Origin of the sequence: Actinoplanes sp. URMC 104 (assembly GCF_051386375.1) — a bacterium.
Lineage (GTDB): Bacteria > Actinomycetota > Actinomycetes > Mycobacteriales > Micromonosporaceae > Actinoplanes.
The window spans coordinates 661,284-680,112 of the sequence record NZ_JBPQTO010000004.1; the positions used below are offsets into that span (position 1 = coordinate 661,284).

The 18,829-nt window shown below is 72.1% G+C and carries 23 protein-coding genes, 1 pseudogene and 1 riboswitch; of the genes and pseudogenes, 22 read left to right on the top strand and 2 right to left on the bottom strand.

Going from position 1 to position 18,829, the window contains the following annotated elements; translation table 11 throughout:
• From map to truA, 11 genes are all read left to right on the top strand, one after another.
• Entirely contained in the window at window positions 1-834 is an 834-nt protein-coding gene (gene map, locus ACSNN8_RS16940; protein WP_436650157.1) for a type I methionyl aminopeptidase, read from the top strand.
• 38 nt (window positions 835-872) lie between these two features.
• Window positions 873-1,301 (top strand): DUF1707 SHOCT-like domain-containing protein, encoded by a 429-nt coding sequence (locus tag ACSNN8_RS16945; RefSeq protein WP_436650158.1) that lies wholly within the window; start codon window positions 873-875, stop codon window positions 1,299-1,301.
• A gap of 29 nt (window positions 1,302-1,330) precedes the next feature.
• Window positions 1,331-1,957 (top strand): DUF1707 SHOCT-like domain-containing protein, encoded by a 627-nt coding sequence (locus ACSNN8_RS16950; protein ID WP_436650159.1) that lies wholly within the window; start codon window positions 1,331-1,333, stop codon window positions 1,955-1,957.
• Window positions 1,958-2,197: 240 nt separating this feature from the next.
• Entirely contained in the window at window positions 2,198-2,419 is a 222-nt protein-coding gene (gene infA, locus ACSNN8_RS16955; protein WP_007073013.1) for a translation initiation factor IF-1, read from the top strand.
• A gap of 52 nt (window positions 2,420-2,471) precedes the next feature.
• Complete coding sequence (rpmJ, locus tag ACSNN8_RS16960) at window positions 2,472-2,588, top strand: 50S ribosomal protein L36 (protein WP_015619018.1); 117 nt, start codon at window positions 2,472-2,474, stop codon at window positions 2,586-2,588.
• A gap of 148 nt (window positions 2,589-2,736) precedes the next feature.
• Window positions 2,737-3,117 (top strand): 30S ribosomal protein S13, encoded by a 381-nt coding sequence (gene rpsM / locus ACSNN8_RS16965; protein WP_097322757.1) that lies wholly within the window; start codon window positions 2,737-2,739, stop codon window positions 3,115-3,117.
• Between the two features lie 17 nt (window positions 3,118-3,134).
• The gene (gene rpsK, locus ACSNN8_RS16970; protein WP_014440747.1) at window positions 3,135-3,542 is read left to right on the top strand and encodes a 30S ribosomal protein S11; all 408 of its coding nucleotides are present in this window, start codon (window positions 3,135-3,137) and stop codon (window positions 3,540-3,542) included.
• 16 nt (window positions 3,543-3,558) lie between these two features.
• Window positions 3,559-4,185 (top strand): 30S ribosomal protein S4, encoded by a 627-nt coding sequence (gene rpsD, locus ACSNN8_RS16975; protein ID WP_436650160.1) that lies wholly within the window; start codon window positions 3,559-3,561, stop codon window positions 4,183-4,185.
• Between the two features lie 89 nt (window positions 4,186-4,274).
• Entirely contained in the window at window positions 4,275-5,297 is a 1,023-nt protein-coding gene (locus tag ACSNN8_RS16980) for a DNA-directed RNA polymerase subunit alpha (protein ID WP_127499772.1), read from the top strand.
• 34 nt (window positions 5,298-5,331) lie between these two features.
• Complete coding sequence (gene rplQ / locus ACSNN8_RS16985) at window positions 5,332-5,955, top strand: 50S ribosomal protein L17 (protein WP_436650161.1); 624 nt, start codon at window positions 5,332-5,334, stop codon at window positions 5,953-5,955.
• Between the two features lie 71 nt (window positions 5,956-6,026).
• Window positions 6,027-6,842 (top strand): tRNA pseudouridine(38-40) synthase TruA, encoded by an 816-nt coding sequence (gene truA / locus ACSNN8_RS16990; RefSeq protein ID WP_436650162.1) that lies wholly within the window; start codon window positions 6,027-6,029, stop codon window positions 6,840-6,842.
• A gap of 3 nt (window positions 6,843-6,845) precedes the next feature.
• Here the strand turns inward: truA and ACSNN8_RS16995 are convergent, their stop codons facing one another.
• Window positions 6,846-7,631: a hypothetical protein gene (locus ACSNN8_RS16995; RefSeq protein ID WP_436650163.1), complete on the bottom strand. Its 786-nt coding sequence runs from the start codon at window positions 7,629-7,631 to the stop codon at window positions 6,846-6,848.
• A 96-nt stretch (window positions 7,632-7,727) separates the two neighbouring features.
• On the opposite strand from ACSNN8_RS16995, the gene ACSNN8_RS17000 reads away from it, so the two are divergent.
• The 11 genes and pseudogenes from ACSNN8_RS17000 to ACSNN8_RS17050 all read left to right on the top strand — a co-directional run bounded on the left by ACSNN8_RS17000 (window position 7,728) and on the right by ACSNN8_RS17050 (window position 17,607).
• Window positions 7,728-8,342: a class I SAM-dependent methyltransferase gene (locus tag ACSNN8_RS17000; protein WP_436650164.1), complete on the top strand. Its 615-nt coding sequence runs from the start codon at window positions 7,728-7,730 to the stop codon at window positions 8,340-8,342.
• A 33-nt stretch (window positions 8,343-8,375) separates the two neighbouring features.
• Complete coding sequence (locus ACSNN8_RS17005; protein WP_436650165.1) at window positions 8,376-10,022, top strand: ABC-F family ATP-binding cassette domain-containing protein; 1,647 nt, start codon at window positions 8,376-8,378, stop codon at window positions 10,020-10,022.
• Between the two features lie 33 nt (window positions 10,023-10,055).
• A riboswitch (TPP riboswitch) is annotated at window positions 10,056-10,167 on the top strand.
• Window positions 10,161-10,733: pseudogene (locus ACSNN8_RS17010) on the top strand (thiamine phosphate synthase); the annotation flags it as partial. It overlaps the preceding riboswitch by 7 nt.
• Before the next feature lie 143 nt (window positions 10,734-10,876).
• Window positions 10,877-11,881, top strand: a complete 1,005-nt coding sequence (thiO, locus tag ACSNN8_RS17015; RefSeq protein WP_436650166.1) for a glycine oxidase ThiO — start codon at window positions 10,877-10,879, stop codon at window positions 11,879-11,881.
• The gene (thiS, locus tag ACSNN8_RS17020; protein WP_436650167.1) at window positions 11,881-12,084 is read left to right on the top strand and encodes a sulfur carrier protein ThiS; all 204 of its coding nucleotides are present in this window, start codon (window positions 11,881-11,883) and stop codon (window positions 12,082-12,084) included. The genes thiO and thiS overlap by 1 nt, the downstream gene beginning before the upstream one ends.
• Window positions 12,081-12,833, top strand: coding sequence for a thiazole synthase (locus tag ACSNN8_RS17025; protein ID WP_436650168.1), 753 nt, complete (start codon window positions 12,081-12,083; stop codon window positions 12,831-12,833). The genes thiS and ACSNN8_RS17025 overlap by 4 nt, the downstream gene beginning before the upstream one ends.
• Entirely contained in the window at window positions 12,827-13,504 is a 678-nt protein-coding gene (locus tag ACSNN8_RS17030; RefSeq protein ID WP_436650169.1) for a thiamine phosphate synthase, read from the top strand. The genes ACSNN8_RS17025 and ACSNN8_RS17030 overlap by 7 nt, the downstream gene beginning before the upstream one ends.
• On the top strand, window positions 13,501-14,262 hold the full coding sequence (gene thiD / locus ACSNN8_RS17035; protein WP_436650170.1) for a bifunctional hydroxymethylpyrimidine kinase/phosphomethylpyrimidine kinase: 762 nt from the start codon (window positions 13,501-13,503) through the stop codon (window positions 14,260-14,262). Before ACSNN8_RS17030 ends, thiD begins: the two co-directional genes overlap by 4 nt.
• A 76-nt stretch (window positions 14,263-14,338) precedes the next feature.
• Entirely contained in the window at window positions 14,339-15,868 is a 1,530-nt protein-coding gene (thiC, locus tag ACSNN8_RS17040; protein ID WP_436650171.1) for a phosphomethylpyrimidine synthase ThiC, read from the top strand.
• Between the two features lie 89 nt (window positions 15,869-15,957).
• Window positions 15,958-17,163, top strand: coding sequence for a pyridoxal phosphate-dependent aminotransferase (locus tag ACSNN8_RS17045; RefSeq protein WP_436650172.1), 1,206 nt, complete (start codon window positions 15,958-15,960; stop codon window positions 17,161-17,163).
• 129 nt (window positions 17,164-17,292) lie between these two features.
• On the top strand, window positions 17,293-17,607 hold the full coding sequence (locus ACSNN8_RS17050) for a hypothetical protein (RefSeq protein ID WP_436650173.1): 315 nt from the start codon (window positions 17,293-17,295) through the stop codon (window positions 17,605-17,607).
• On the opposite strand, the gene ACSNN8_RS17055 is transcribed toward ACSNN8_RS17050, so the two are convergent.
• Window positions 17,604-18,782, bottom strand: coding sequence for a hypothetical protein (locus ACSNN8_RS17055; RefSeq protein ID WP_436650174.1), 1,179 nt, complete (start codon window positions 18,780-18,782; stop codon window positions 17,604-17,606). The genes ACSNN8_RS17050 and ACSNN8_RS17055 overlap by 4 nt on opposite strands.
• Window positions 18,783-18,829: the final 47 nt, after the last annotated feature.

The following is an 18,829-nucleotide window of genomic DNA, read 5'->3' on the forward strand; positions in this document are numbered from 1 at the left end:
ATGCGCCGCGTCCAGCTGGACATCCAGCTGAAGACCCCCGAGCAGATCGAGAAGATGCGCGGCGCCGGCCTGGTCGTCGCCGCCGCGCTGCAGGCCATGCGCGAGGCGGTGGCGCCCGGCGTTTCGACCGCCGACCTCGACGCGATCGCCGAGAAGGTGATCCGCGACGCCGGGGCGGTCCCGTCGTTCAAGGGCTACCACGGCTTTCCGGCCTCGATCTGCGCCTCGGTCAACGAGCAGGTCGTCCACGGCATCCCCAGCGCCCAGCAGGTGCTGGCCGAGGGCGACCTGATCTCGCTGGACTGCGGCGCGATCCTGGACGGCTGGCACGGCGACTCCGCGATCACCGTGGGGGTCGGCGAGACCGACCCGGCGCTGCTCAGGATGGCCGAGGTCGCCGAGGACGCCATGTGGGCCGGCATCGCGGCCGCGGCGCGCGGCGCGGCGAACGGCCGGGGCAAGCTGACCGACATCTCGTTCAACGTCGAGAAGGCGGTGCGCAAGGCGGGCCGCTACGGCATCGTCGACGGCTACGGCGGGCACGGCATCGGCACCGAGATGCACCAGGACCCGCACGTGCTCAACCACGGCAAGCCCGGCAAGGGCCCACGCCTGGTGCCCGGGCTGTGCCTGGCGATCGAGCCGATGATCACGATGGGCTCGCCGCGCACGGCGGAGCTCGACGACGGCTGGACGGTCGTCACCCGAGACGGCTCGTTCGCGGCGCACGTCGAACACACCATGTGCCTGCTGGAGGACGGCGTGTGGGTGACCACCGCGCCCGACGGCGGACGGGCCCGGCTCGGCGACCTGGTCACCTCGCGCCAGTCCTGACTACCGGTCGGCCCGCGCTCTCGGGCATGCTGGGACCCATGGGGCGGGAGCAGATGCGGGCCGGCGACGGCGACCGCAAGGCGGTGGCGGATCAGCTGAAGACGGCTCTCGACGAGGGGCGTCTCGACCTGCACGAGTACGACGAGCGGCTGCAGCGCACGTACGCGGCCAAGACGTACGCCGACCTGGACGGGCTCCTCGACGACCTGCCCGGCACCGTGCCCGTGCAGCACTCCCAGATCCAGCCGGCGGCGCCCTCCGTGGCGCCCGTTCCGGCCGCCCAGGGCCCGGACGACAACGCCCAGTGGGTCGGGCGCTATGCGGGCGTCGTGGCGATCTGCGTGCTGATCTGGGCGATCACCAGCATCGCCTCGGGCGAGCTGCTCTACTTCTGGCCGATCTGGACCATGATCCCGCTGATCCTCGGCTTCTTCAGCCGGCGCTTCGGCGGCGGCCGGGGCCGCTGATCTCGACAGGGGCTGCCACGATGGGAGACATGGCGCGGGAGAACATGCGGGCCGCCGACGAGGACCGCCGCAAGGTCGCCGACCGGCTGAGCGCGGCGCTCGGGGAGGGCCGGCTCGATCTCGCCGAGTACGACGAACGTCTCCAGGGCGCGTACGCGGCCAAGACCTACGCGGACCTCGACCGGCTGCTGGCCGACCTGCCGGACGCCGCCCCGCTCGTGCCGTCGCCGGCCCCCGCGCCCGTGCCGGCCGCGGCTCGCGACGGGGTCCGGGCGCAGTGGCTGGGGCACGTCTGGATCCCCTGGGCCAAGGCGGCGGCGTTCTTCACGATCATCTGGGGCCTCGCGTGGGTGGCCAACGGGGACCCCACGGCGTACTGGCCGGCCTGGATCATCGGCCCGTGGGGCGTGGTGCTGCTCGTGCGCACGGCGACCGGTCTGGCCGGGGACGAGCCGCGCAAGCACGCGGAGGAGGCCGAGCACCGGCGCCGGCTGCGCGAGCACCGGCGCGACCGCAAGGCCCTCTATGCGCGGGCGGTCGCGGCGGGGGAGCTGCCGGCCAAGTCGACCAAGCAGCAGCGCAAGGCGTACGTCGCGGAGGCGATCTCGAGGGGCGAGCTGGCGCCCAAGCCCCGCCGACCGGTCACCGGCGGGTGAATTCGGCGTCGTTGTCCGGTTTCCGAGCCCGCGACACACCCGACTCCGGGTCAGGGCGACACCGGTTTGGCGTGGCGATGCGGCGCGCGTACACTGGCTAGCTGGCGCGCAGCGTCCACTCCCGCATGTCTTCAGCGCTTCGAAGGCTGCGGGAGCCGCGGCTGGTCCGAGTTCGCTGAACGTACTCGGGTAAGACGTTGCACCGCCAGCCCCGAACCCCAGTGTCAGGTAGCGGAGGACATGCCTAAGAAAGACGGAGCCATCGAGATCGAGGGCCGTGTGATCGAGCCCCTGCCGAACGCCATGTTCCGCGTTGAGCTCGCCAATGGTCACAAGGTCCTTGCACACATCTCCGGCAAGATGCGGCAGCACTACATCCGCATCCTTCCCGAGGACAGAGTCGTCGTCGAACTCTCGCCGTACGACCTCACCCGTGGGCGAATCGTCTACCGCTACAAGTGAGTGTGGGGGCGGGGGGATTCGTTTCCCGTCCGACTGAGAGTTAAGGCAAACCGTGAAGGTCAAGCCGAGCGTCAAGCGGATCTGCAACAACTGCCGGGTCATCCGGCGGCACGGCCGCGTCATGGTCATCTGCAAGACCGACGCGCGCCACAAGCAGCGCCAGGGCTGAGTCCCGGCACTGCCAGATCCGGCACATGCAAGAGCCCGTCCCAGTCACTCAGGTGGCTACACCCCCGGCGCGGAGGCCGGGGCCCGTCCGGGCAGACGGGGTGGGAGGGGCCCAGACCTCCGAACGAATCTGAGGAGTACGCCCACTTATGGCACGACTCGTCGGCGTCGATCTTCCCCGCGAGAAGCGGATGGAGATCGCGCTCACCTACATCTACGGGATCGGTCGCACCCGTGCCGTCGAGGCACTGACGGCGACCGCTATCGACCTGAACAAGCGCGCCAAGGACCTCACGGACGAGGAGCTGGTCCAGCTCCGCGACTACATCGAGGGCAATTTCAAGGTTGAGGGCGACCTGCGCCGCGAGGTCGCCGCGGACATCCGCCGCAAGGTCGAGATCGGCTCCTACGCCGGCATCCGCCACCGCCGGGGCCTGCCCGTGCGCGGCCAGCGGACCCGTACCAACGCTCGTACCCGCAAGGGCCCGAAGCGCACGGTCGCCGGTAAGAAGAAGCCCGGTCGGAAGTAATAGGAGCGCACTGACTTATGCCACCGAAGGCACGCGCTGGGGCCGCAGTCAAGAAGGTCCGGCGCAAGGAACGCAAGAACGTCGCCCACGGGCAGGCGCACATCAAGAGCACCTTCAACAACACCATCGTGTCGATCACCGACCCGACCGGTGCTGTGATCTCCTGGGCCTCGTCCGGCCAGGTGGGCTTCAAGGGCTCCCGCAAGTCGACCCCGTTCGCCGCGCAGCTGGCCGCCGAGGCCGCCGCTCGCCGGGCGATGGAGCACGGCATGCGCAAGGTCGACGTGTTCGTCAAGGGTCCCGGCTCCGGCCGCGAGACCGCGATCCGCTCGCTGCAGGCCGCCGGCCTCGAGGTCGGGCAGATCAGCGACGTCACGCCGCAGCCGCACAACGGATGCCGCCCGCCGAAGCGCCGCCGGGTCTGAGGGAGAGACAGGAAACATGGCTCGTTACACAGGTGCGGACTGCAAGCGCTGCCGCCGCGAGAAGATGAAGCTGTTCCTCAAGGGCAGCAAGTGCGACGGGCCCAAGTGCCCGTTCGAGTCGCGTCCCTTCCCGCCCGGCCAGCACGGCCGCGGCCGGACCAAGGAGACCGAGTACCTGCTCCAGCACCGCGAGAAGCAGAAGGCCCGCCGCGTCTACGGCGTGCTCGAGAAGCAGTTCCGCGGTTACTACGAGGAGGCTGTCACCAAGCCCGGCAAGACCGGTGAGGTGCTGCTGCAGATCCTCGAGTCGCGTCTCGACAACGTCGTCTACCGGGCCGGCCTCGCGCAGTCCCGGGACATGGCCCGGCAGCTGGTCAAGCACGGCCACTTCCTGGTCAACGGCGTCAAGGTCGACATCCCGTCGTACCGCGTCAAGGAGCACGACATCGTGACCACGCGGGAGAAGTCGAAGGAGATGACCCCCTTCGTCGTCGCCCAGGCCCAGGCCGGCTCCCGGCCGGTGCCGGCGTGGCTCGAGCCCATCCCCAGCGAGATGAAGATCCTCGTGCACTCGCTCCCGGCCCGGGCCGTCATCGACACCCAGGTCCAGGAGCAGCTGATCGTCGAGCTCTACTCCAAGTAGCGCTCTGCCGGGGGCGCCGTTCGGCGCCCCCGGTGCACCATCAGGACGGCCATCAAATAGTGGGTGGCCCGACAGAAAGAAGAAGCAGCGTGCTCATCAGCCAGCGCCCCTCGCTCTCCGAGGAGTCGATCAGCGAGACCCGTTCCCGGTTCACCATCGAGCCGCTGGAGCCGGGCTTCGGTTACACCCTCGGCAACTCGCTGCGGCGGACCCTGCTGTCGTCGATCCCCGGCGCGGCGGTCACCAGCATCAAGATCGACGGCGTCCTGCACGAGTTCACCACGATCCCCGGTGTCAAGGAAGACGTGGTCGAGCTCGTCATGAACGTCAAGGAGCTCACCGTCAGCTCCGAGCACGACGAGCCGGTCAGCATGTACCTGCGCAAGCAGGGCCCGGGCGACGTCACCGCCGGTGACATCCAGCCCCCGGCCGGCGTGTCCGTGCACAACCCCGACCTCAAGCTGGCCACGCTCAACAGCAAGGGCCGGCTCGACATGGAGCTCACCGTCGAGCGGGGCCGTGGCTACGTCACGGCGGCGCAGAACAAGAGCGCCGGCGCCGAGATCGGCCGCATCCCGGTCGACTCGATCTACTCGCCGGTCATGAAGGTGACGTACCGCGTCGAGGCGACCCGTGTCGAGCAGCGCACCGACTTCGACCGTCTGATCATCGACGTCGAGTCCAAGGCGTCCATCTCGCCCCGCACCGCGCTGGCCTCGGCCGGCTCGACCCTGGTCGAGCTGTTCGGGCTCTGCCGCGAGCTGGACGAGACCGCCGAGGGCATCGACATCGGCCCGTCGCCGCAGGACGCGCAGCTCGCTGCCGACCTGGCCCTGCCGATCGAGGAGCTGGACCTCACCGTCCGGTCGTACAACTGCCTCAAGCGCGAGGGCATCAACAGCGTCGGTGAACTCATCGGGCGGACGGAGGCCGACCTTCTGGATATAAGGAATTTCGGTCAGAAGTCGATCGACGAGGTCAAGATGAAGCTCGCCGGCATGGGGCTGGGCCTCAAGGACAGCGCGCCGTCCTTCGACCCCGCGCACGTCGTGGACTCGTTCGGCGACGTGGATTACGACACCGACGATTACCGCGAGACCGAGCAGCTCTAAGAGCCCGGCCGCCCTCTACAAGGAGCATCAAGAAATGCCCACGCCCACCAAGGGAGCCCGCCTCGGCGGCAGCCCGGCGCACGAGAAGCTCATCCTGGCCAACCTGGCCACCGAGCTCTTCCGGCACGGGAAGATCAAGACCACCGAGGCCAAGGCGCGCCGGCTGCGCCCCCTGGCTGAGCAGCTCATCACCAAGGCCAAGCGCGGGGACCTGCACAACCGTCGCCGCGTGCTGGCCACGGTGAAGGACAAGGACGTCGTGTACGCCCTGTTCGAGCAGATCGCTCCGCGTTACGGCAACCGCCCGGGTGGCTACACCCGGATCACCAAGACCGGCCCGCGCAAGGGTGACGCCGCCCCCATGGCCGTCATCGAGCTGGTCGAGGAGCTGCAGGTCGCGGCGACCACCGCGCCGGCCAAGAAGGCGGCCCGCAAGGCCACCGCGCAGCAGGACAAGGTCGAGGCGCTGGCCCGCGAGGACGAGGCTCCGGCCGCCCGCGAGAACGAGGGCCACGAGGTTCAGGAGTCCACGTCGACCGCGGCCGGCTCCGAGGCCACCGTGGATCAGGACGCCGAGCCGCCGGTGAACGCCTCCGGTGACAAGGGCGCCGAGGGCCCCGGCGACCAGGCCGAGGGTGAAGACACCTCCAAGGCCTGAGCCTGACGGTTGAAGACCCGGCACCCCTTCGCGGGGTGCCGGGTTTTTTCTTGGGACGAGAGAGCAGCGGGATGACCGAAACGATCCGCCTTCGACTGGACGTGTCGTACGACGGCGCCGACTTCTCGGGGTGGGCGGCGCAGCCGGGGCGCCGGACCGTGGCCGGGGTGCTGACCGAGGCACTCGGGCGGCTGGTCGGCGCGGACACTCCGCTAGGGCTCACGGTCGCCGGGCGCACGGATGCGGGAGTGCACGCCTCGGGTCAGGTGTGCCACGTCGACCTGCCGGTGGTGTCGTGGGAGGAGCTCGGGACGTCGCTGCTGCGCAGGCTGGCCGCGCTGATGCCGCCGGACGCACGGGTGCGGGCCCTCACGCCGGTGCCGCCGAGCTTCGACGCGCGGTTCTCGGCCACGTTCCGGCGGTACGAGTACCGGGTGGCCGACACCGTGTGGGGCCCCGAGCCGCTGCGCCGGCACGACACCATCGGCTGGGTGCGCCCGCTCGACCTGGACCGGCTGACCGTGGCCTCGGCCGGGCTGACCGGCGAGCACGACTACGCCGCGTACTGCAAACGCAAGGAGCACGCCACGACCGTCCGGGCGATCACCCGGCTGGACTGGCGGCGCGACCCGGACGGCGTCGTCGTGGCCACGGTGCAGGCCGACGCGTTCTGCCAGTCGATGGTGCGCAGCCTGGTGGGGGCGCTGCTGACCGTGGGCGACGGGCGCCGCGATCCGGGCTGGCCGTCGACGCTGCTGACCCGTACGGAACGCTCGAGTGAAGTCACCGTGGCGCCCGCGCACGGGCTCACGCTCGTCGAGGTCGGCTATCCCGCGGAGGACCACTACGCGGCCCGCGCCGAGGCCACCCGCCGCCTGCGCGCCTAGCGTTCAGAGCTCGGACGCCGCGCCGCCGAGGTGGGCGTCCACCAGCTCCGCGGTGATCCTTTCCGGGTACGGGTCGTCGCCGCGCATCACCGAGCCGTCCGGCCTGGTGATCACGCAGTAGAGCAGCCGGTCGCCCCGCGCGTGCCAGCCCACCCGGGCCGTCGCCGGGTCGCCGCCCGCGCCGGCCGGGAGCGTCGTGAACCCGCCGTCGCCGGTCTCGACGAGCCCGCGCACCAGGTCGTCCACCTCTCTGGCCGCGGCCTCGTCGCCCAGGCTGAACGCGCCCGCGGTGACCCGGTAGCCCTCGTACGGCGAGGTCAGGCCCGCGCGCACCACCCCGCGGCAGCCGTGCGCCGCGAGCACCGCCCCGAGCTGACCGGTGGCGGCCACGCGGCAGTCGGCCCCGGACTGCCGCGTGTCGACCCGGTAGGCCCCCGTGGCACCTGCCGGTCGCAGCTCACCGCCCTGGGGAAACAGCTCGCCCGCCGGTGCGGCCGTGGTCGCCGACTCCCGCTGATGCCGGTCCGAGGCCAGCACAAGGAAGCCGATCATCAGGGCGAGGCCGAGCAGGATGAGTCCGGCGAGGCCCTGGGTCATCCACTGCGCCGCGCGTCGCGGCTCGACCACGACCCGGGCCGGCGCCGCCCGGCGTCGTCCGCGGGTCCGGGCGCGCGGTTGGGGGGCCGGCGGCAGCCGATGCTGTCCACCCGGTCCGATGCCGCGGACCAGCAGCATCAGGCCGCCGTCGGCGGTCGCGCGGTGGGCTGGGGGAGGGGTGCCGTACCGCATGCCGACAACGCTAGATGCGCACGGTGATCAATGAACGCACAGTTTGTGCGGCACCCCCGCCGCCGCTCGCGCGTTAACCGGCGGCAGACTGGTGCGGTGACCGCCGAACATTACTTCAGCGCCGAGCCGGCCACCCCCGACCAGCGCGGCGAGATCGCCTTCAACGTCGCCGGCCGCGACTACCGGATGACCGTCGCGTCGGGCGTGTTCAGCGCCGGCCGGCTCGACCCGGGCACCGCCGTGCTGCTGCGCAAGGGCGATCTGCCGGACGCCGGGACCGCCGGCACGTTCCTCGACCTGGGCTGCGGATACGGGCCGATCGCCTGCGTGCTGGCGAGCGAGGCGCCGCGGGCGGTGGTGCACGCGGTCGACGTGAACTCGCGGGCGCGCGAGCTGACCGCGCTCAACGCCGAGGCGCTCGGGCTGGCCGGCCGGGTGCGGGTGGCGGCGCCCGGCGAGGTGCCGGACGACGTGAGCTTCGACCAGATCTGGAGCAACCCGCCCACCCACGTGGGCAAGGCGGAGCTGCGCGCGCTGATGGAGCGCTGGTTGCCGCGGCTGGCGCCGGGCGGGGTCGCGTGGCTGGTGATCAATCGGCATCTGGGCGGTGATTCGCTTCACGCCTGGCTGGTCGAACGGGGCTGGCAGGTCGAGCGTATCGCCAGCCAGAAGGGCTTCCGCGTGCTGCGGGTGGCGGGAAAAACAGACTGACGCCGGGGCCGGTGGCCAGCGATGATGTCGGCCATGGGTTACGTGGATGTCGCCGGGGCCGGATTCGTGCTGCCCGACGGGCGCCGGCTGTTCGCCGACGTCGCGTTCCGGGTGGGCGAGGGCGCCAAGGTCGCGCTGGTCGGTCCGAACGGCGCGGGCAAGACGACGCTGCTACGCATGGTGGCGGGCGACCTCGCCCTGCAGGAGGGCACGATCGCGCGCTCCGGCGGGCTCGGGGTGATGCGCCAGTTCATCGGCATGATCGGCGACGACCGTACGCTGGAGGATCTGGCTCTGTCGCTGGTGAAGCCCGAGCTCGCCGCCGCGGGTGAGCGGCTCGCGAAGGCCGCCGCCGGGCTCGACGACACCGAGCGCAGCCAGCTGGCGTACGCGAACGCCCTGGCGCACTGGGGCGAGGCCGGCGGATACGACGCCGAGGTGCTGTTCGACACCGTGGCCGTGGCGATCCTCGGCAAGACGTGGGACGAGGTGCGGCACCGTCCGGTGCGGACGCTCTCGGGCGGTCAGCAGAAGAGGTTCGCCCTGGACCTGCTGCTGCGCGGCGACGACGAGGTGCTGCTGCTCGACGAGCCCGACAACTTCCTCGACGTGCCCGGCAAGCGCTGGCTCGAGTCGCGGCTGCGCGACTCGCCGAAATCCGTGCTGTACGTCTCGCACGACCGCGAGCTGCTGGCCCAGACCGCCGACCGGGTGGTGGCGGTCGAGGGCGGCAGCGCCTGGACGCATCCGGGCGGCTTCGCGTCGTGGCACGAGGCGCGCGTGCACCGCCACGACCGGATGGAGGAGAACCACCGCCGCTGGGAGGAGGAGCACCAGAAGCTCAAGGATCTGGTGCTGTCGCTCAAGCAGAAGGCGACCTTCAACGACGGCATGGCCTCGCGCTATCAGGCCGCGCAGACCCGCCTGCGCAAGTTCGAGGAGGCCGGCCCGCCGCCACTGCCGCCCAAGGAGCAGTCGCTGCGGATGAACCTGCGCGGCGGGCGCACCGCCAAGCGGGCGGTGATCTGCGAGCAGCTCGAGCTCGAGGACCTGACGTTCCCGTTCGACCTCGAGATCTGGTACGGCGACCGGGTCGCGGTGCTCGGCGCGAACGGCACCGGCAAGTCGCACTTCCTGCGGCTGCTGGCGGCCGGCGGCACCGACCCCGAGGCGGAGAACAAGCCGGTCGACGGCGCGCCGCTGGCGCACGTGGCGCACAGCGGTGTGGCGCGGCTGGGCGCGCGGGTGCGCCCGGGTCACTTCTCGCAGACGCACGACCGCCCCGAGCTCCAGGACCGCACGCTCGTCGAAATCCTGTGGCGTGGCGACGACCACCGGTCCGGGATGGACCGCGCCGGCGCCATGAAGGCCCTCAACCGGTATGAGCTGGCGGCGCAGGGCGACCAGAAGTTCGGCACGCTCTCGGGCGGTCAGCAGGCGCGGTTCCTGGTGCTGCTGCTGGAGCTGTCGGGCGCCACCGTGCTGCTGCTCGACGAGCCCACCGACAACCTCGACCTCGCCTCCGCGGAGGCGCTGGAGGAGGGGTTGCGGCAGTTCGAGGGCACGGTGATCGCGGTCACCCACGACCGCTGGTTCACCCGGTCGTTCGACCGCTTCGTGCTGTTCCGGGGCGACAACGAGGTGATCGAGACCCCGGAACCGGTCTGGGACGTGCGCTAGCCATTTCGCGGCGGGCCGGGTTATGGTCCGAGACAACAACCCCACGGGAGTCCGGTGCACCGGGCTGAGAGGGGGGCTGACGCGGCCCCCGACCGTCGAACCTGATCCGGATCATGCCGGCGCAGGGAGGAGCTCGCGTTGTTGTTGCCGCGTTTGCACATCGTCACCGACTCGCTCGACGTCGTCCGGGGCGTGCTCGGGCACGGGCCCGTCGCCGTCCAGGTGCGGGTCAAGACCAACGACCGCGAGGCGTACGCGCTGACGACCGCCGCGCTCGAGCTGTGCCGGCCGGCCGGGGCGCTCTGCCTGGTCGACGACCGGGTCGGGGTGGCGCTCGCGGCCGGCGCCGACGGCGTCCACGTGGGAGCCGACGACCTGCCGGTGGCGGCCGCGCGGCGTGCGTTGGGGCCGGCCGCCGTGCTCGGCGCCACCTGCCGCAACCCCGCCGACGCGCGGGCCGCGGTGGCGGACGGGGCCACCTACCTGGGGGTGGGGCCGGCGTTCGCGACCAGCACCAAGGCCGGGCTGCCGCCGCCGATCGGGCCGGCGGGGGTCGCGGCGGTGACCGAGGCGGTGCCGGGGACGCCCGTGATCGCGATTGCGGGGATCACGCCCGAGCGGGTGGGGCAGCTCTCGTGTCACGGGGTCGCGGCGATCTCGGCTGTCGCAGCCGATCCGGCCGGCGCGACCGTGGCTTTCCTCCGGGCGCTGGGCTCGCGGCCCGGCTCTGCTGCGGGGGGCTTTGGCGGCGGTGCTGCCGGCGACGGTCTCCGGGCGGACGATGCGGGCTGGGCTGCCCGCGGCGGTCTCGCGGTGGGCGATGTGGGCGGGGCTGCTCGCGGCGGGGACGCGGCATGAGCGACGTCGCGATCGTCGGGGGCGGGATCATCGGGCTGTCCGTCGCGCTACGGCTCGTGCAGCGCGGGGCTGACGTGACGGTGCTGGACGGCGGGGACGAGGGCGCCTGGCAGGTGGCGGCCGGCATGCTGGCGCCGGGCGGCGAGTCGGAGCACGAGGACCCGGCGCTGATCCGGCTGATGGAACGCTCGGCCGAGCTGTGGCCGGGGTTCGCCGCGGAGCTGGGCGTCGAGGTCGGCTATGACGACACCGGCACGCTGAGCCTGGCGACGACCGCCGACGACGTGGCCGAGCGGCGGCGGGTCTGGGCCCGGCAGCAGCTGCCCCTTCTGCGACCCTCGGAGTTGCGCGCGCTCGAACCCGCGCTGTCCCCCCGCGTACGGGCCGGGGTCTTCGCCCCACGGGAACGCCAGGTGGACCCGCGCCGGGTGGTGGGCGCGCTGCGGGAACGGCTGAGCGACCGGATCGTGCCCAAGCGCGTCGAGTCACTGTCCGACGTGGATGCCCGCACGGTCGTGGTGGCGGCCGGATGCGGGACGGCGGCGCTGACGGGGCTGCCGGTGCGGCCGGTGAAGGGCCAGGTGCTGCGGCTGCGCGGCGAACCGGGGCTGCTGCGGCACGTGCTCGACGCGGCGGTCGACGGGCGCGAGGTCTACGTGGTGCCGCGCGCGGACGGCGAGGTGGTGGTCGGCGCCACCCAGGAGGAGCGCACCGACCGGCTGGTCACCGCGGGCGGCGTCGCCGACCTGCTGCGTGCGGCGATCGACCTGGTCCCGGGGCTCGCCGAGCTCGAACTGGCCGAGACCACGGTCGGGCACCGGCCCGGCACGCCGGACAACGCGCCGCTGCTCGGCCGGCTCGACGACCGCGTGGTCGTGGCCGCCGGGCACTTCCGCAACGGCATCCTGCTGGCGCCGGTCACCGCCGACCTGGTCGCCGGCCTGGTGCTCACCGGCGAGGCGGACCCCGCGCTCGCCGACTTCTCACCCCGGAGGTTCTGATGCGCCTGACGGTGAACGGCAACTCCCGGTCCTTCTCCTCCGACCAGCTCTCGGTGCAGGCCCTCGTCGACACGATCACCGACGCCCGGCGCGGAGTCGCGGTGGCGGTCAACGGCGAGGTGGTGCCGCGCTCGACGTGGGGGCTGACGCGGCTGGGCGACGGCGACTCGGTCGAGGTGCTGACCGCGGCGCAGGGAGGATGACGATGAGCTTCCTGGCGAAGTCGCGGCTGATCCTGGGAACCGGCGGCGCGAACAGCCTGGCGGCGCTGGAGGAGGCGATCGTCGCTTCGGAGACCGACCTCGTCACGGTGGCGCTGCGCCGGGTCGACGCGGCCGGGCCCGGCCTGCTGCCGATGCTCGACCGGCTCGGCGTCCGGGTGCTGCCCAACACGGCCGGCTGCTACACGGCCGGGGACGCGGTGAAGACCGCGCACCTGGCCCGGGACGCGTTCGAGACCGACCTGGTCAAGCTCGAGGTGATCGGCGACGAGCGGACCCTGCTGCCCGACGGCGTGGAGCTGCTGCGCGCCGCCGAGACGCTGGTCGGCGACGGGTTCACCGTGCTGCCGTACACCAGCGACGACCCGATCCTGGCCCGCCGCCTCGCCGACGTGGGCTGCGCCGCGGTGATGCCGGCCGGGTCGCCGATCGGCTCGGGGCTGGGCATCTCGAACCCGCACCACATCCGGCTCATCCGGCAGAGCGTGGACGTGCCGGTGGTGCTCGACGCGGGCATCGGCACGGCCTCGGACGCGGCGCTCGCGATGGAGCTGGGCTGCGACGCGGTGCTGATCGCGAGCGCGATCACCCGCTCCGACGACCCCGGCGCGATGGCCTCCGCGATGCGGCACGCGGTGGTCGCGGGCCGGCTCGCCTTCGAGGCCGGGCGGATCCCTCGGCGCTTCCACGCGGTGGCGTCCACATCGGACGAAGGGCTGGCGCAGTGGTGACGCCGGGCGGGCTCGTCGTGCTCACCGATCGGCGGATCGCCGCCGGGCCGCTGGTCTCCGTGGTGCGCGCGGCGGTCGACGGCGGCGCCGCCTGGGTCGTCCTGCGGGAGAAGGACCTGCCGTACGCCGAGAGGGCCGCACTCGCCGACTCGCTGCGCGCGGTGGTCCCGGACGGACGGCTGATCGTCGCCGGGCTGGATCCGCTCGGCGGCGACGCGGTGCACCTGGCCGAGGCGGACCCGTTGCCGACGGGCGACATGAGGACCGTCGGGCGGTCGTGTCACGGCGTCCCGGTGCTGTCCATCGAGGACTATGTGACGCTGTCGCCGATCTATCCGACGCCGACGAAGCCCGGCTACGGGCCCCCGCTCGGCACGGAAGCGGCGGCCCGGATCGCTGCCGCGGGGCGGCGTGTGGCACCGCCGGCCGGGGACGTTCCACGGGGGCCGGCCGGCGGGGTGCCCTGGCTGGCGCTCGGCGGGGTGGATTCGGCCGAGCGGGCCGCGGCCTGCGCTGCGGCCGGGGCGGCGGGCATCGCCGTGATGGGCGCCGTCATGCGGGCCGGCGATCCCGCCGCGGTGGCCGCCGAACTGGCCGCTGCCTTCGCCGGCGGTCGAGATCCGGCTCGCCCCGGGGCGAGCGCAGCCGTGGCCGAGGTGGGGGTGTGGTGACGCCGCCCGTTGTGCTCACGATCGCGGGGTCGGACTCCGGTGGGGGAGCGGGGATCCAGGCCGACCTCAAGACGTTTGCGGCGCTGGGGGCGTACGGCGCCTCGGTGATCACGGCGGTGACCGCGCAGAACACGCTGGGCGTCACCGCGATCCACCCGATCCCGATCGAGGTGGTGGCGGCGCAGCTCGACGCGGTGCTCGACGACCTGCCGGTCGCGGCCGTCAAGGTGGGCATGATCGGGGATCCGGCCGTGGCCGAGCTGATCGCGTCGCGGTTCGACCGCCTGCCCAACCTGGTGGTCGATCCGGTGCTGGTCGCGACGTCCGGGGCCCGGCTCGCGGAGAGCGCCTCGGTTGCGCCCCTGGTGACGTACCCATGTGTTCTGACCCCGAACCGGCAGGAAGCCGGCGCCCTCGTCGGAGCTCCGGTCGAGACGGTCGAGGAGATGGCCGCGGCGGCGGAACAGCTGACCGGCAAGGGGGCGCGAGCGGTCGTCGTGACGGGCAGCGAGGCGGCGGTCGACGTGCTGCGCTGCGACGGCACGACGACGACCCTGCGGGGGGAACCGGTCGGCACCGTCAACAACCACGGGTCGGGGTGCACCTTCTCGTCGGCGATCGCGGTGCGGCTGGCGGCGGGTGATCCGGTGCCGGTGGCGGTGCGCAGCGCCAAGCGGTACGTGACCTCGGCGCTCGCCGGCGGGCGCGACTGGCGGCTGGGCGCGGGACCCGGACCGCTGAATCACTTCGGGTTTTAAGGGCGGCCGAGGGTGCGGCGCGGGGACGCGTACGCCCCGATGGTGCCTGGTTTGTACCTATAGGGGAGGAAAAGGCATGAGGCGCAAGGTGTACGTCGAGGGTTCGCGGCCGGACATCCGGGTGCCGTTCGCGGCGGTCGAGCTGAGCGGCGGCAACGAACCCGTACGGCTCTACGACACGTCCGGCCCGGGCAGCGACCCCGCCGTGGGGCTGCCGCCGCTGCGCAAACCGTGGGCGAGCGGCCGCACCCAGCTCGCGTCGGCGCGGGCCGGCGTGGTGACCCCCGAGATGGAGTTCGTGGCGATCCGCGAGAACGTGCCCGCCGAGCTGGTGCGCTCCGAGATCGCGGCGGGCCGGGCGGTGCTGCCCGTGAACCGCAACCACCCCGAGTCGGAGCCGATGGTGATCGGATCGCGGTTCCTGGTGAAGGTCAACGCGAACATCGGCACCTCGGCCGTGACCTCGTCGGTCGCCGAGGAGGTCGAGAAGCTGACCTGGGCCACCCGGTGGGGCGCCGACACGGTGATGGACCTGTCGACCGGGCCGCGCATCCACGAGACCCGCGAGGCGATCATCCGGAACTCGCCCGTCCCTATCGGGACCGTGCCGATCTATCAGGCGCTCGAGAAGGTCAAGGGCGACCCGGTGAAGCTGACCTGGCCGCTGTTCCGCGAGACGATCATCGAGCAGGCGGAGCAGGGGGTGGACTACATGACCATCCACGCGGGGGTTCTGCTGCCGTACGTGCCGCTGGCCGCCGACCGGGTCACCGGCATCGTGTCGCGCGGCGGATCGATCATGGCGGCCTGGTGTCTCGCGCACCACGAAGAGAACTTCCTCTACACCAACTTCGAGGAGCTCTGCGAGATCTTCGCGGAGTACGACATCACGTTCTCGCTCGGCGACGGCCTGCGCCCCGGGTCCATCGCGGACGCCAACGACGAAGCCCAGTTCGCGGAGCTGCGCACGCTCGGGGAGCTGACCCACCGGGCGTGGGAGCACGACGTCCAGGTGATGGTCGAAGGGCCCGGCCACGTGCCCATGCACAAGATCAAGGAGAACGTCGACCTGCAGGTCGAGCTGTGCGGCGGGGCGCCCTTCTACACGCTCGGGCCGCTCACGACCGACATCGCGCCGGCGTACGACCACATCACGTCCGCGATCGGCGCTGCGATGATCGGCATGTTCGGCACCGCGATGCTCTGCTACGTCACGCCCAAGGAACACCTCGGCCTGCCCGGCAAGGACGACGTGAAGGCCGGGATGATCGCCTACAAGATCGCGGCACACGCGGCGGACCTGGCCAAGGGGCATCCGGGCGCCCAGGAGTGGGACGACGCGCTGTCCAAGGCCCGGTTCGAGTTCCGCTGGGAGGACCAGTTCGAGCTCGCGCTGGACCCGGAGACGGCCCGCGCCTACCACGACGAGACGCTGCCCGCCTCGGCGGCCAAGACGGCGCACTTCTGCTCCATGTGCGGTCCCAAGTTCTGCTCCATGAAGATCAGCCATGAGCTCAAGGCGCAGGGGATGGGCCAGAAGTCGGCCGAGTTCGTCGCGGCCGGCGGCAAGGTCTATGTGCCGCTGGAGGTCGGTCGCCCGGAGTAGACCCGGGGCGCTGACCGCGCCGGAAACGACCGCAGGGCCCCCCGACGCACTAGCATCGCCCGGGAACGACGTTTCCCGGAGGGGGCCCGATGCGGCAGTCGCAGCGGCTGAGAAGTGTCCGGTACGACATCCGCGGCCCGGTGCTGCGCCGGGCGCAGGAGCTGGAGGCTGCCGGGCACCGGATCCTCAAGCTCAACCTGGGCAACCCGGCGCCGTGGGGGCTGGCCACGCCCGAGCCGATCGTCGCCGACGTCGTGCAGAACATCGTGGCCGCTCAGGGATACAGCGACGCGCGGGGCATCTACTCCGCTCGCGTCGCGGTGGCCCAGCACTACCAGACTCTCGGCGTGACCGGCGTGCAGCCGGACGACGTGCTGCTCGGCAACGGTGTCTCCGAGCTGATCGTGATGGTGCTCCAGGCGCTGCTGGACACGGGCGACGAGGTGCTGGTGCCCAGCCCCGACTACCCGCTCTGGACCGGCGCGGTGAACCTGTGCAGCGGTCGCGCGGTGCACTACCGCTGTGACGAGAGCGCGGGCTGGGCGCCGGACCTGGAGCACATGGCGTCGCGGATCACCGACCGCACCCGCGCGCTCGTGGTGATCAACCCGAACAACCCGACCGGCGCCGTGTACTCGCGGGAGACCCTGCTCGGCATCATCGAGCTGGCCCGGCGGCACGGTCTACTGATCTTCACCGACGAGATCTACGACAAGATCGTGTACGACGGGGCGACGCACCACACGCTGGCCGCGCTCGCGCCGGACGTGCCGGTGGTCAGCCTGGGCGGCCTGTCCAAGGTCTACCGGGCCGCCGGCTTCCGCTCCGGCTGGCTCGCCACCAGCGGCTTCAACGGTCCGGACTCGGACTACCTGGACGGGCTGCAACTGCTCGCGAACATGCGCGTGTGCCCGAACGTGCCCGCCCAGCACGCCATCCAGACCGCGCTCGGCGGCTACCAGAGCATCGAGGAGCTGACCCGCCCCGGCGGTCGCCTGCTGGAGCAGCGCGACCACGCCTGGCAGTCCCTCGTCGACATCCCCGGCGTCGACTGCGTCAAGCCGGCCGGCGCGCTCTACCTGTTCGCCCGCCTCGACCCCGAGGTCCACAAGATCCACGACGACGAGCGCCTGGTGATCGACCTTCTGGAGCAGCAGCACCTGCTGATCTCCCACGGCACCGGCTTCAACCTCGACACACCGGACCACCTCCGCCTGGTCTTCCTGGCGGCCACCGACGTCCTCGACGACGCCGTCTCCCGGATCCGCACCTTCCTCTCCACGTACCGCCAGTGACCGACGCTCCTGGCCAATGTTTCGTAGGGCGTCGGAGTGCGGCATCAACCAGCTCAAACAATGCCGCGCCAGACTGCTCGACTGCCGTAGCTTTCCCATCACCGCCGAGGGCTATCGGGCGATGCTGAAGTGGGCCGCCGCATTCGGCTCGGTCCGGCGAGCGGCGTGGAGGGCGACCATTCCTACGGCGCTGTCCTGACTCGCCACCTACTGAGTTCTGGGATCGGCGTTATCGAGGTCAACCAGCCAGACAAGGCTCACCAAAGACGACGCGGCAAGACCGACGCCATCGACGCCGACCTCGTCCGGGCCATCCCGACACTCAGCGGCAGCCATCTACCACTTGAAATCCATACGGGCATCGAACGCGCCGTGCGCTACGAGGCCACCCTGGCCATCGCCTCCATCAACCAGTGGCTCCGGGCACTACGAAACACTGCCTAGCGGCCCAGGCCGCTCACCCAGTCGGTGATCTCGCCGTCCTTCTGTTGTCCGGGACCGGCGGGGCGCTGCGGGGTGAAGCCGTCGAACGGCGGCATCGTGATGACGCCGGTGTCGGAGGGGCGCAGTTCGTCGTCCGGGCGCTGAGCGGCGGCTGCCGCGCGGGCGGCGACCGACGCCCGGGCGGCGGCCACGGAGGCGCGGCCGGTGATGGCCTGGGCCGCGCCGGCGCCGGGCAGCGGGCCGCCGCCGGCCTTGGCGATCTCGGACTCGGGCTTGGCGTCGCGCTGGGGGAGCGGCGGGCGGTCCGGAGTGGGCTCGGCGCCGGTTCCGCCCGTACGGGCGGCGGCCGTGTCGCGCTGCAGCAGGGCGGTGAGAACGGAACCGAGCACGCCGGCGCCGGCCGCGGTCATCGCTCCCCAGTACGGCATCTGCTGGAAGCGGCCGTCGCCCGGCCCGGCGATCAGGTAGGCCAGCGTGAGCAGCGCGGGACCGGGCAGCCCGGCCAGGGCGATGGCGACAGTGGACAGTTTCGCGCGGCGGGCGGCCAGGCCCCCGGCGAGCCCGCAGAGCAGAGCGACCGCCGGCATGGTGACCAGCGCCACCCGCTCGGCGAGGGCGTCGGGCACGAACGAGGCGTCGAGCACGCCGAGGCGTACGACCGGGGTCGTCCCGGAGCGCAGCGACGGTCCGATGGAGACGATCGCGAGCAGCCACACCGTAGTGCTCAGTGCCACGAGGTTCCAGCGGGCGGCGGAGCGGCCCAGGGCGGCGTACGCGGCGAAGATGCCCGCCGCCGAGCCGAGCACGGCGCAGGCGCCGACCACGAAGACCGCGTGCACGCCGGTGATCTGCGCGCCGCGCGCGGGGTGCATGGTGAGCGGGACGATCGTGGCGGCGCCCAGGCCCGCGGCGATGCCCGCGATCAGCCTGGTGGCGGCGCCGGCCCGCTTCGGCAGCCGGGAGCGTGCGGCCAGCCCACCGGAGGCGGCCGCGGTCATCGCGAACCACGCCACCCAGACGAGTTGCGTCGTCCACTCGTCACGCGCTGTGACGTCGACTGCCCGCGAGAAGCTCAGGATGCCCAGCCCGTACGCCAGTCCCAGCTGACCGGCCCCGAACAGCGCGGCGGCGCCGAATGCCGCTCCTATCAACCTCGCCCAGGTACGCAATGCCATGCCCGGCACGTTACGGTTTCCCTGCCTATGCGCTCAACCGCGGGACC

Coding starts and splice junctions, on each gene's coding strand:
- map (WP_436650157.1), top strand. CDS start 1: ATGCGCCGCGTCCAGCTGGACATCCAGCTGAAGACCCCCGAGCAGATC.
- ACSNN8_RS16945 (WP_436650158.1), top strand. CDS start 873: ATGGGGCGGGAGCAGATGCGGGCCGGCGACGGCGACCGCAAGGCGGTG.
- ACSNN8_RS16950 (WP_436650159.1), top strand. CDS start 1,331: ATGGCGCGGGAGAACATGCGGGCCGCCGACGAGGACCGCCGCAAGGTC.
- infA (WP_007073013.1), top strand. CDS start 2,198: ATGCCTAAGAAAGACGGAGCCATCGAGATCGAGGGCCGTGTGATCGAG.
- rpsM (WP_097322757.1), top strand. CDS start 2,737: ATGGCACGACTCGTCGGCGTCGATCTTCCCCGCGAGAAGCGGATGGAG.
- rpsK (WP_014440747.1), top strand. CDS start 3,135: ATGCCACCGAAGGCACGCGCTGGGGCCGCAGTCAAGAAGGTCCGGCGC.
- rpsD (WP_436650160.1), top strand. CDS start 3,559: ATGGCTCGTTACACAGGTGCGGACTGCAAGCGCTGCCGCCGCGAGAAG.
- rplQ (WP_436650161.1), top strand. CDS start 5,332: ATGCCCACGCCCACCAAGGGAGCCCGCCTCGGCGGCAGCCCGGCGCAC.
- truA (WP_436650162.1), top strand. CDS start 6,027: ATGACCGAAACGATCCGCCTTCGACTGGACGTGTCGTACGACGGCGCC.
- ACSNN8_RS16995 (WP_436650163.1), bottom strand. CDS start 7,631: ATGCGGTACGGCACCCCTCCCCCAGCCCACCGCGCGACCGCCGACGGC.
- ACSNN8_RS17005 (WP_436650165.1), top strand. CDS start 8,376: ATGGGTTACGTGGATGTCGCCGGGGCCGGATTCGTGCTGCCCGACGGG.
- thiO (WP_436650166.1), top strand. CDS start 10,877: ATGAGCGACGTCGCGATCGTCGGGGGCGGGATCATCGGGCTGTCCGTC.
- thiS (WP_436650167.1), top strand. CDS start 11,881: ATGCGCCTGACGGTGAACGGCAACTCCCGGTCCTTCTCCTCCGACCAG.
- ACSNN8_RS17025 (WP_436650168.1), top strand. CDS start 12,081: ATGACGATGAGCTTCCTGGCGAAGTCGCGGCTGATCCTGGGAACCGGC.
- thiC (WP_436650171.1), top strand. CDS start 14,339: ATGAGGCGCAAGGTGTACGTCGAGGGTTCGCGGCCGGACATCCGGGTG.
- ACSNN8_RS17045 (WP_436650172.1), top strand. CDS start 15,958: ATGCGGCAGTCGCAGCGGCTGAGAAGTGTCCGGTACGACATCCGCGGC.
- ACSNN8_RS17055 (WP_436650174.1), bottom strand. CDS start 18,782: ATGGCATTGCGTACCTGGGCGAGGTTGATAGGAGCGGCATTCGGCGCC.